We start from the raw sequence: 11,780 nt of genomic DNA, 5'->3' as shown, positions 1-11,780 counted from the left end.
AACCATGCAAAATAAATTCACATTAACCCAAGCCCAAAACCGTTTTCTCGCCAAGAAAAACATTGTGGCACTGATACACAGCATTTCGCGCTTGGAAAACGTGAACACCACTTTTCCACAAACGCAAACCATTGTGGGCGGCGCATTGAATAATTTTAGCTTCACAGAAACTAACTACGTTGGTTTTCAGGCAGCCTGAAACCTTTTTATTAACAAAAAACCTTTTTAAACCAAAAACTAAACACAAGGAACATACATCATGGCATACAGCGATAAAGTGATTGACCACTACGAAAATCCCCGCAACGTGGGTTCATTTGACAAAGGCGATGAGTCGGTCGGCACAGGCATGGTGGGCGCACCTGCTTGCGGCGACGTGATGCGCTTGCAAATCAAAGTGAACGAACAAGGCGTGATTGAAGATGCCAAATTTAAAACTTATGGCTGCGGCTCAGCCATTGCATCATCTAGCCTGATTACCGAAATGGTTAAAGGCAAAAGTTTAGATGAAGCATTAGCCATTAAAAACAGTGACATCGCCGAAGAGTTGGAATTGCCCCCCGTGAAAATTCACTGCTCTATTTTGGCAGAAGACGCGGTTAAAGCGGCGGTTGCTGATTATAAGAAAAAGCATAGCGCGTAAATTTCAGGCAGCCTGAAAAATCTATTTTGCTTTCAGGCTGCATTTTTAAAAATAAAATCAAAGGATTATAAAATGATTACCGTAACTGAAAATGCAGCCAGTCACATTCAAAATTTTTTGGTCAAACGCGGAAAAGGCGAAGGCATTCGCATTGGCGTCAAAACCAGCGGTTGTTCTGGAATGGCTTATACTCTTGAATTTGTTGATGAAATTGATTCAGATGACACCGTATTTGAACAATCTGGTGTGAAAATTTTCATTGACCCCAAAAGTTTAGTCTATTTAGATGGCACGCAAGTGGATTACACCAAAGAAGGCTTACAAGAAGGATTCAAATTTGAAAATCCAAATGTGAAAGAAAGCTGTGGTTGTGGCGAAAGCTTCCACGTTTAAGCAATGTATAATCGCTAAGGCAATGAATAAGTTGTTAATTATTATATTTAAAATCAAATAATTATTATAAGTTATTCATTGCCCCATTGCTTTGAATGACACTCAAGTTGACATTTTACTAAAGGTTGCAGCCAAAAAATAACTCAACCCAATTAATCACGCACATACATCACTTCCACATCATAATCATCTTCATTCCAATCGTCTTCATCATCGGCAAATTCATTCGCCCACTCAATTTCTTTGGAAAGCGATGAATCCAAACCACTCTCTAATCTCAACACCGACAACAAATAATACATATCATCTGGTATTGGAGCTTCAAACGATACGGATTGGTCCGATTTTGGGTGAACAAAACTCAACCGATAAGCATGTAAGGCTTGTCGTGCCAATTTTTTCACGGCATCTTTCACAGGCTGCGAGCAAACATGGCGCGGATTACCGTACACCAAATCGCCCGCCAAAGGATGTCGCGCTTCACGCATATGCACGCGAATTTGATGCGTGCGTCCCGTTTCCAGTGAACATTCAATATAACTATGTGATTGATAACGTTCCAAAACTTTAACATGCGTAATGGCTTCTTTGCCACCAAATTTTACCACTGCCATTTTTAAGCGGTTGTGTGGATCGCGCCCAATCAACGTTTCAATTTTGCCATCAAATGGCACAACTCCATCAGCCACTGCCCGATAAATACGCTTCACACTGCGATTTTGCAATTGTTGTACCAAATGATTTTGCACAGGCAAAGTTTTCGCCACCACCATCAAACCACTGGTATCCTTGTCCAAACGATGCACAATCCCAGCGCGTGGTACTTGCGACAATTCCGGGCAATGCGCCAATAAACCATTTAACAGCGTCCCCGTCCAATTGCCAGCCGCAGGGTGTACCACCAAACCAGCAGGTTTATTCAATACAATAACTGCATCGTCTTCAAATACAATATCCAAATCCATCAATTCAGGTTCAAATGCTTGATTTTCATCACTTTGTTGAATTTGAATGTGTAATTCTTCACCACCAATTAATTTATCTTTAGGCGATGCTTCTTGGTTATTGCACAAGACCAAACCATCTTTAATCCAAGTCGTGATGCGGCTGCGTGAATAATCAGGTAACATTTTTGCCAATGCCGCGTCCAGTCGCATACCTGCCAACTCGTTGGGAACATTCAATAATAGGTTTTCCGATGATAAAGCAGCCTGAAAAGGCAAATCTTCGTTATAATGGTCATTTTCAAAAATTTGATTGGGATTTTCCATGAAAAAATTTCTATTTAGTGTTGTGGTTGTGGCTGCACTTTCAGGCTGTGCCGCCAACCAAAGTAAAATCAGTAAAGACGCACAAATCACACAAAATTGGACTGCTGACCAACTCTATAGCGAAGCACGCAATGAATTAAATAGCGGTAATTATACGCGAGCCACCAAATTATATGAACTTTTACGCGCAAGGCAGCCTGAAGGGCGCTACATTGAACAATCTTTGTTAGACACCGCCTACGCCCAATACAAAAATGAAGAACCCGAAAAAGCCTTAATTGCATTGGCGCGTTTTAAACAAAATTATCCTGCCAGCCGCGATATGGACTACGCTTTGTATTTGAAAGGCTTGGTATTATTCGCCGAAGAGCAATCGTTTTTACGCAAATTGGCATCGCAAGATTGGGCAGACCGCGACCCTGCATCCAACCGCAAAGCCTATTACGCATTTGAAGAGCTGGTCAAAAAATACCCTACCAGCAAATACGCAGCAGATGCCACTAAACGCATGGCAAAATTAGTGGATGCGTTGGGTGGGCATGAAATTGCCATCGCTCGCTATTATGCCAAACGCGGTGCATACGTTGCTGCCAATAATCGCGCTCAACGCGTGATTGAGAATTTCCAAAATACGCGTTTTGTAGAAGAATCTTTGGCAATCATGATTTTTACCTACAAAAAAATGGACAAACCTCGATTAGCAGAAGATGTGCGTCAAGTTCTGCAACACAATTTCCCCAATAGCCCATATTTACAAAAGGGTTGGGTAGCTGATGATATGCCATGGTGGCGTTATTGGAAATAAAATCATTGAATTAATGTTATTTTTCAGGCAACCTTGTTCGTGATGTAAACTGAAAAACAAATTTACAAAAATCATTTTCAGATTACTGGGGTAATTAACAATGCATTATTTCTAATTTGAAAATCAAATAAATATAAATAGATTGTTAATTATTCTTGGTTTGTTAATTTTGATTATTCAATTCTAGAATCCATGATGAAAGACGCACCAATCAAAAGGCAACTCGCTCAAACTTCACAAGATATAAATACACCCAAAAATATCATCATCTGGAGAAACCGTGTTTTTGTGCCAACAGAAAAGCGACATAAAGAACATTACCATCATGAAAATCGTGAATTGGATAAGTGTGGTCGTTTAAAATCAAAAATGCTGCTTGTCCGCTTCCTTATGTGCTAGATGTTGTACAAAGTACGTTTCTGTCACATCGCCCGATTTTTATTTTCAGGCTGCCTGAAAATGATTTTTAACCCTTTATTTTATAAATAGAAAGATAAAAAATATGTCTCAATATGTTTACTCAATGTTTCGCGTGAGCAAAATTGTTCCGCCACAAAAAACCATTATTAAAGATATTTCTCTATCCTTTTTACCTGGCGCAAAAATTGGCTTATTGGGTTTGAACGGTGCAGGTAAATCCACCGTTTTGCGCATTATGGCTGGTGTGGACAAAGAGTTTGAAGGTGAAGCCGTGCCGATGAGCGGCTTAAAAATCGGTTATTTGCCGCAAGAACCCGAACTTGACCCCGAAAAAACCGTGCGCGAAGAAGTAGAAAGCGGTTTGGGTGAAGTCGCTGCCGCACAAAAACGTCTAGAAGAAGTGTACGCCGCCTATGCTGAACCCGATGCCGATTTTGACGCATTGGCAGAAGAACAAGGGCGTTTGGAAGCGATTATCGCCGCAGGTTCAAGCACGGGCGGTGGCGCAGAACATGAATTGGAAATCGCCGCAGATGCTTTAAGGCTGCCTGAATGGGACGCGAAAATTGGTAACTTGTCGGGTGGTGAAAAACGCCGTGTGGCTTTGTGCAAATTGTTGTTGAGTAAACCCGATATGTTGCTGTTGGACGAGCCAACTAACCACTTGGACGCAGAATCGGTTGAGTGGTTAGAGCAATTTTTGGTACGCTTCCCCGGTACGGTGGTTGCCGTTACCCACGACCGCTATTTCTTGGATAATGCGGCGGAATGGATTTTGGAATTAGACCGCGGACACGGTATTCCTTGGAAAGGCAATTATTCATCTTGGTTGGAACAAAAAGAACAACGCCTTGAAAACGAAGCCAAATCTGAAGCTGCACGCGTCAAAGCAATGAAACAAGAATTGGAATGGGTGCGCCAAAATGCCAAAGGTCGTCAAGCCAAATCCAAAGCGCGTTTGGCACGTTTTGAAGAAATGTCCAATTATGAGTACCAAAAACGCAATGAAACCCAAGAAATCTTTATTCCTGTAGCAGAACGTTTGGGTAACGAAGTTATTGAATTTGTGAATGTTTCTAAATCATTCGGCGACAAAGTATTGATTGACGATTTGAGTTTTAAAATTCCTGCTGGTGCGATTGTTGGCGTGATTGGTGCGAACGGTGCGGGTAAATCCACGCTATTCAAACTGATTTCTGGCAAAGAACAACCCGATTCAGGCAGCGTGAAAATCGGTCAAACCGTAAAAATGTCCTTAATTGACCAAAGTCGTGAAGGTTTACAAAACGATAAATCGGTGTTTGACAACATCGCTGAAGGACGCGATATTTTGCAAGTCGGACAATTTGAAATTCCTGCACGCGCGTATTTGGGGCGTTTCAATTTCAAAGGCAGTGACCAAGGTAAAATCGCTGGGCAATTATCGGGCGGTGAGCGCGGACGTTTGCATTTGGCAAAAACTTTGTTGGCTGGCGGAAACGTATTGTTGTTGGACGAACCGTCAAACGATTTGGACGTGGAAACTTTGCGTGCATTGGAAGATGCTTTATTGGAATTTGCGGGCAGCGTGATGGTGATTTCGCATGACCGTTGGTTCTTGGATCGCATTGCCACGCATATTTTGGCGTGCGAAGGCGATTCAAAATGGGTGTTCTTTGACGGCAACTACCAAGAATACGAAGCCGACAAAAAACGCCGCTTAGGCGAAGAAGGTGCCAAACCCAAACGCATTAAATACAAACCTGTAACACGTTGATTCAAATATTCAGGCAGCCTGAAAATGATTGGTTGATATTATTTCACTGGACGCGCAGTCCCTGCCTGAAAATAGGAGGAATAAGGAATTTTTATGTTTTTATTTATTTTACGGCGATTGCTGATTTTAATCCCTGTTTATTTGGGGCTGACATTGTCCACATTTGCCATGATTCGCATGGTTCCAGGCGACGCAGTGGAAGTGATGATGGGCGAAAAAGCTGTGGATCCCGCCTTACACGCAGCCGCCATGCAACGTTTAGGTTTAGATAAACCTTTGCCAATACAATATTTTAATTATCTAAAAGATATTTTTACAGGTAATTTTGGCGTTTCTTTTCGCGACCGCACACCTGTACTAGACGATTTTCTCGCACATTTTGTACCAACTTTGGAATTGGCATTGTGTGCCATGGTGATTGCTACGACGTTGGGGATTGCATTGGGGATTGTGGCGGCATTGAAACGTGGCTCATGGTTAGATTACACATTAATGAGTGGTGCATTAACAGGTTATTCCATGCCCATTTATTTATTAGGCCCGATTTTAACGGGTTTATTCGCTCATCATTTGGGCTGGTTGCCTGTATCGGGTGTGATTAGCGTGTTTCAATTTTTGGACGTGAAACCGTTTTACGGTTCGTGGCTACTGGGTTCATTAATGAGTAATCAATCTGGTGCATTTCTTGATGTACTAAAACATTTTGTATTGCCATCTATTGCGCTCTCTACGATTCCGTTGGCGATGATTGCGCGAATGACGCGTTCAGCATTTTTGGAAGTGTTGGGCGAGAATTATGTGCGCACAGCAAAAGCCAAAGGTTTGTCGCCCGCGCGTGTGATTTTGGTTCATGTGATGCGTAACGCATTGATTACAGTGGTTACGGTAGTTGGTTTACAGATGGCGACTTTGTTGGCTGGTGCAATTTTGACGGAAACCATTTTTAGTTGGCCAGGAGTCGGCAATTGGTTATTAGACGGTTTTCATAATCGTGATTATCCGATTGTTCAGAATGGAATTTTGTTGGTGGCAACAAGTTTGATGCTGGTCAGTTTGTTGGTGGATATTTTGTACGGCTTGATTAATCCGCGCATTCGCCATGCTTAATTTTCAGGCAGCCTGAAGAGTTCAGCTATTTTAAAACCAAATAAATATAATTATATCAATTAATTATATTTTAATTGTAAAAGAAACACGATTTTTTTTATACATTATTTTTGATATGATAAAAAAATCTCGTTTTTTTAACATGAGATTCAAATAAATGATTAATAATAATTATTCTGTTTATCAATTTCCGCCTAATATAGATATTGAAACGCTGCCTATATTAAGAAAACTCACTTCTGCTCATCGTGCTTTGGCTGAATTAAAGGGTATTTGTAAAAGCATTCCAAATGAAGGCATTTTGATAAATACACTATCTTTACAAGAAGCGAAAGACAGTTCCGAAATTGAAAATATTATTACCACGCATGATGAATTGTTTCATTCATTGTTACCAAATTATCCAATGAATGCAGCCACTAAAGAAGTTCAAAATTATTCTCAGGCTTTGCATTGTGGATTTTTGTTAGTATCAAAACATAACATGCTGACAAATAACCATATTTTAACCATACAGGCTGAATTGGAAAAAAATCATGCAGGATTTCGTCAGCAAATGGGAACAACACTGAAAAATAACCGCACTGGAGAAGTGGTTTATACACCACCGCAACAGGCTGATGAAATCATTACATTAATGTCTGATTTGGAAAAATTCATTAATCAGGAAAATCCACAATTTGACCCTTTGGTTAATATGGCATTGATTCATCATCAATTTGAAAGTATTCACCCTTTTTATGATGGTAATGGACGAACAGGGCGTATTATTAATGTATTGTATTTGGTTCTAACAGGTTTGCTGGATATCCCTGTTTTGTACTTAAGTCGTTATTTAGTTAGAAATAAAGATGAATATTACCGATTATTACAAGCAGTCAGAAATACTGGCGCATGGGAAGAATGGATTTTATATATTTTAGAAGCAGTAGAACAAACTGCAAAACAAAGTATTGATACTATTCAAAATATTAAATCCGCACTTCTTGAGTATAAACATAAAATTCGGCAACAGTTTGATTTTTACAGTCAAGATTTAATTAATCATTTGTTCAAACACCCCTATACTAAAATTGAATTTATGACTCATGAATTGAATATCTCACGCCCCACGGCAACAAAATATTTAGATGAATTAACCCAAGCAGGGTTTTTACATAAACAGAAAAAAGGTCGTAGTAATTATTATATTAATATTGCATTGTTTGATATTTTGACTCGATAGTTAATGATATTTAATTTTCACGCTGCCTGAAGAACGACACATCCAGCGAATAAATTAACAAAATATTTTTTTAGGCTACCTAAATATTTTATCGCGTGCTGTAAGGCAGCCTGAAAGAGTCAACATAATGAAATACAGGAGTTTCCCATGAACACAACCACTCCCAAACCGCCAACTCAATGGCAATTGTTTTACCGCACGTTTTGTACCAATAAAGGTGCGGTGCTTGGGCTGATTATTTTAGTGGTAATGATTTTATTGGCGATTTTCGCATCGGTGATTTCGCCGCACAGCCCTTACGAATTGTTCACTGGCAAAGAACAATTGCCTCCCATGTTTTTGGAGGGCGGCGATAAAGCTTTCCCACTTGGCACAGACGATGCAGGACGTGACACTTTATCGCGTTTATTGTATGGCGCGCGTTATTCGCTGTTTATTGGTTTGTGTGCTACTTTGTTATCCATGATTGTGGGGATTAGTTTGGGACTATCGGCGGCGTTTTGGTCCAAATTTTGGGGCAAAGGCGTGATGCTGGTTAACGATATTTTGATGTCCTACCCTGGTCTACTGTTGGCGATTATTATCGCGGCAATTTTGGGTCCATCAATGACCAACACCATTATTACCATTGCGTTGGTGTGTTTGCCACCGTTTATCCGTTTGACTCGGGCAACAGCATTGGTGGAATTGCAACGCGATTACGTTACTTCAGCACGTGTAATGGGCGCAGGTACGGCACGATTGTTGTTTATTACTGTGTTACCCAACTGCCTTGCGCCTTTGATTGTTCAAGCAACGATGATGTTTTCAGCTGCGATTTTGGAAGCAGGCGCAATTGGCTTTTTGGGTTTTGGCGTGCAACCACCCGATGCCGAATGGGGCGCAATGTTGGGAACGGCACGCCAATACATTCAAAGTAATGTTTGGTTAGCTATTTTTCCTGGCACGACCATTTTTTTATCTGCATTGGCGGTGAATTTAACTGGCGATGGTTTGCGTGATGCGCTTGACCCCAAATTAAAACAGGTATCTTAAAATAATGAATACTCCCCTACTTCAAATTGATAATTTAGCCGTTACCTTTGGACAAGGCGCACGTGCATTTCGCGCAGTAGACAATGTTTCCCTACAATTGCAACAAGGCGAAGTGTTGGCAGTGGTGGGCGAATCAGGTTCGGGCAAATCGGTTAGCATGATGGCTTTGATGGATTTGCTGCCTGCATCGGCAAAAGTAACCGCAGACACATTGTTATTCAACGGTCAAAATTTGCAAACATTGTCCGCTAAAGCCAAACGCCAAATCATTGGCAAAGATATTGCCATGATTTTCCAAGACGCAATGACCAGCCTAAACCCCAGTTTTACCGTAGAAACGCAAATCAGCGAAGTACTAAAAGCACATCTGGGTTTAAAAGGCGCAGCAGCACGACAACGGGTGTTGGAATTATTGGATTTGGTGGAAATTCCCGATGCGAAAAATCGGCTGAAAGTGTTTCCACATCAACTTTCTGGCGGCATGAGTCAACGCGTGATGATTGCGATGGCAATTGCGTGCGAACCCAAATTGCTGATTGCAGATGAACCCACAACCGCATTAGACGTAACCGTACAAGCACAAATTATGTCGCTGTTAACAAAATTACAGCATGAAAAACAAATGGCAATGATTTTAATTACCCATGATTTGGGCTTGGTGGCGGAAAATGCGCGTGATGTTGCTGTGATGTACGCAGGGCAAGTGGTCGAAACCAATCAAGTACCGCATATTTTCAGGCAGCCTGCACACCCATACACGCAAGCTCTGCTGGCGGCAATTCCTGAATTGTCAGTAGGACAAAAACGCTTGCACAGTTTATCAGGTGTTGTGCCAAGCCAATACGATCGACCTTCAGGCTGCCTGTTGTCGCCGCGTTGTCCGCATGTGCAAGCGCATTGCCACACGCCGCCATCTGTGCAGCAGCACGCGCATGGCATCGTACGCTGCATTCATATTCAAGCCCCACAAAAAGGAGTTCAATCATGACGCGATTGGTTTTAGAAGCGAAAAATTTGGCACGTTATTATCCTGTTTCACAAGGTTTGGGTAAGCCAAAAAAATACGTCAAAGCCTTGAATGGTGTCTCATTTGCGCTGGAAGCAGGAAAAACTTTGGCGGTAGTGGGTGAATCAGGTTGTGGCAAATCCACGTTGGCGCGACAGCTTACGTTGATTGAATCGCCGAACAATGGCGAATTATTGATTAACAATCAGCCCACAGCCAAATTAAGTAAATCACAATTAAAACAATTGCGTACTGAAATTCAAATGGTGTTTCAGAATCCATATGGCAGCCTGAATCCACGTCAAACCATTGAATATCAATTAACCGAACCTTTGACCATTCACACCCGCCTATCGCGCACGGAAAAACACGCCAAAGTAGTGGAAATAATGCAAAAAGTGGGTTTACGTCCCGAACACGCACAGCGTTATCCGCATATGTTTTCAGGTGGACAACGTCAGCGCATTGCTTTGGCGCGTGCGATGATGCTGAACCCAAAAATTGTGGTAGCAGATGAGCCAACGTCCGCATTAGATGTGTCTATTCAAGCGCAAGTATTGAATTTATTTATGGATTTACAAGATGAATTTCAGACGGCGTATGTATTTATTTCGCATAATTTGTCGGTGGTACAACACGTCGCCAATGATGTGATGGTAATGTATTTGGGAAAAGTAGTGGAACACGGCACTCGTGAAGCGATTTTTGCTGCACCACAACACCCCTACACACAAGCCTTACTCGCCGCCGCACCCAGCGTGAACGGACATAAAGCTGATTTGAAATTAGCAGGCGAATTGCCCAGCCCATTGAATCCGCCAACAGGCTGCGCATTACACCAACGCTGCCCCCACGCCACCAGCACGTGTGCCCAAACCGAACCGCCATTACGTGAATGGAAAGGTAGGCAAGTGGCGTGTATTCGTTTGGAAGAGATTGGTTAAATAAATCTTTCAGGCAGCCTGAAAGCTATCGTGCAGGCTGCCGCATCAATAACCCTAAAAATAAAACCGTCCCCAACACCCCAAACACCGTCGCCACAGGAATCTCAAACGGAAACACAATCACGCGCCCAATCACATCACACAGCAACACCAGCGCCGCCCCCAACAATGCCACCGCAGGCAGCCCCGCACGCAGTTTGTCGCCCATGATTCGACTCACAATATTCGGCACAACCAAGCCAATAAACGGAATATTCCCCACCGTAACCACCACCAGTGATGTAATCAGCGCAACAATCACCAAGCCTGCCCACAGAATCACATTGCTGTTAATCCCCAAATTCACGGCAACCGTTTCGCCCAAGCCCACAATCGTTAGCTGGTCGGCAATCAAATACGCACCAATTGCCAACGCACCTGTTATCCACAGCAATTCATATCGCCCAAGCAATACGCCCGAAAAATCACCACTTTGCCACACGCTAATCAGTTGTAACATTTCGGTTTCATACGCGATAAACGTGTAAACCGATTCAATCACGCCCCCAAAAATAATACCAACCAACGGCACCAACAGTTGCGCAGTCGGTGGCAATTTACGGATTAACGCCATAAATAACAACATTCCACATAATGATGCCACCGCCGCCACTGACATTTTTGCCAACAAAGGCGCGGCAGGCAGCAGCAACGTCATCAGCAACAAACCCAAAATCGCGCTTTGGCTTGCGCCGACCATAGACGGCTCTACAAATCTGTTTTTTAACAAAATTTGCATAATCATGCCCGCCACGCCCATAGACGCGCCCGTTAGCACAATCGCAAATGTACGTGGTAAACGGCTGATTAACATAATTTGACTGGAATCGTTCAGGCTGCCTGAAAATAAATTCGCCCAAGAAAAATTCGCTACGCCAACAGATAAACTGCCAATAAATAAGCAAAACGTGAGAATAAGTGAGATAAAGATGAGTTTTTTGCTAGATTTCATGTTTCAAGCTACCTGAAAATAATTAAACTCAATTTAAATGTTTTAAATTGAAAGCACTATTAGAACCTAATTAATAATAGTCGTTTAAAATTAAAAATGCTACTACATTGCCCACTCCCTTATGTACTTGACAGTCGACTTACCTCATTTTTATTTTAAACAACTATAATTATTCTAATAAAAA

The 11,780-nt window shown here is 42.0% G+C and carries 13 protein-coding genes; 11 read left to right on the top strand and 2 right to left on the bottom strand.

Annotated elements, in window-relative coordinates; all coding sequences use genetic code 11:
- Positions 1–4: 4 nt before the first annotated feature.
- The 3 genes from BWP33_RS06665 (at position 5) to iscA (ending at position 1,036) form a co-directional block, all read left to right on the top strand.
- Positions 5–199 carry a hypothetical protein gene (locus BWP33_RS06665; RefSeq protein WP_002642553.1) on the top strand — a complete coding sequence of 65 codons (195 nt, stop codon included), beginning with the start codon at positions 5–7 and terminating at the stop codon, positions 197–199.
- 60 nt (positions 200–259) lie between these two features.
- A complete protein-coding gene (iscU, locus tag BWP33_RS06660; protein WP_002642554.1) occupies positions 260–643 on the top strand; it encodes a Fe-S cluster assembly scaffold IscU in 384 nt (127 codons plus the stop codon).
- A 72-nt stretch (positions 644–715) separates the two neighbouring features.
- Positions 716–1,036 carry an iron-sulfur cluster assembly protein IscA gene (iscA, locus tag BWP33_RS06655; protein ID WP_002642555.1) on the top strand — a complete coding sequence of 107 codons (321 nt, stop codon included), beginning with the start codon at positions 716–718 and terminating at the stop codon, positions 1,034–1,036.
- A 152-nt stretch (positions 1,037–1,188) separates the two neighbouring features.
- Here iscA and rluD read toward each other — a convergent pair whose 3' ends face one another.
- Positions 1,189–2,307 (bottom strand): 23S rRNA pseudouridine(1911/1915/1917) synthase RluD, encoded by a 1,119-nt coding sequence (rluD, locus tag BWP33_RS06650; RefSeq protein WP_002642556.1) that lies wholly within the window; start codon positions 2,305–2,307, stop codon positions 1,189–1,191.
- Here rluD and BWP33_RS06645 point away from each other — a divergent pair.
- From BWP33_RS06645 to BWP33_RS06615, 8 genes are all read left to right on the top strand, one after another.
- Positions 2,306–3,112 (top strand): outer membrane protein assembly factor BamD, encoded by an 807-nt coding sequence (locus BWP33_RS06645; RefSeq protein WP_040629223.1) that lies wholly within the window; start codon positions 2,306–2,308, stop codon positions 3,110–3,112. The genes rluD and BWP33_RS06645 overlap by 2 nt on opposite strands.
- A gap of 192 nt (positions 3,113–3,304) precedes the next feature.
- The gene (locus tag BWP33_RS12405; RefSeq protein WP_158666820.1) at positions 3,305–3,511 is read left to right on the top strand and encodes a hypothetical protein; all 207 of its coding nucleotides are present in this window, start codon (positions 3,305–3,307) and stop codon (positions 3,509–3,511) included.
- Positions 3,512–3,614: 103 nt separating this feature from the next.
- Positions 3,615–5,288, top strand: coding sequence for an energy-dependent translational throttle protein EttA (ettA, locus tag BWP33_RS06640; protein WP_002642558.1), 1,674 nt, complete (start codon positions 3,615–3,617; stop codon positions 5,286–5,288).
- Positions 5,289–5,381: 93 nt separating this feature from the next.
- On the top strand, positions 5,382–6,395 hold the full coding sequence (locus tag BWP33_RS06635) for an ABC transporter permease (RefSeq protein WP_002642559.1): 1,014 nt from the start codon (positions 5,382–5,384) through the stop codon (positions 6,393–6,395).
- Between the two features lie 157 nt (positions 6,396–6,552).
- Entirely contained in the window at positions 6,553–7,620 is a 1,068-nt protein-coding gene (locus tag BWP33_RS06630) for a Fic family protein (protein WP_002642560.1), read from the top strand.
- Positions 7,621–7,767: 147 nt separating this feature from the next.
- Positions 7,768–8,655, top strand: coding sequence for an ABC transporter permease subunit (locus BWP33_RS06625; RefSeq protein ID WP_002642561.1), 888 nt, complete (start codon positions 7,768–7,770; stop codon positions 8,653–8,655).
- Positions 8,656–8,659: 4 nt separating this feature from the next.
- Positions 8,660–9,643 (top strand): ABC transporter ATP-binding protein, encoded by a 984-nt coding sequence (locus BWP33_RS06620; protein WP_002642562.1) that lies wholly within the window; start codon positions 8,660–8,662, stop codon positions 9,641–9,643.
- Complete coding sequence (locus BWP33_RS06615) at positions 9,640–10,605, top strand: peptide ABC transporter ATP-binding protein (RefSeq protein WP_002642563.1); 966 nt, start codon at positions 9,640–9,642, stop codon at positions 10,603–10,605. The genes BWP33_RS06620 and BWP33_RS06615 overlap by 4 nt, the downstream gene beginning before the upstream one ends.
- Positions 10,606–10,630: 25 nt before the next feature.
- Here the strand turns inward: BWP33_RS06615 and BWP33_RS06610 are convergent, their stop codons facing one another.
- Entirely contained in the window at positions 10,631–11,596 is a 966-nt protein-coding gene (locus tag BWP33_RS06610) for an ABC transporter permease (protein WP_002642564.1), read from the bottom strand.
- Between the last annotated feature and the right edge of the window lie 184 nt (positions 11,597–11,780).

Origin of the sequence: Simonsiella muelleri ATCC 29453, from assembly GCF_002951835.1 — a bacterium.
GTDB classification, from domain to species: domain Bacteria; phylum Pseudomonadota; class Gammaproteobacteria; order Burkholderiales; family Neisseriaceae; genus Simonsiella; species Simonsiella muelleri.
This window is presented reverse-complemented; position numbering and strand designations above follow the sequence as displayed.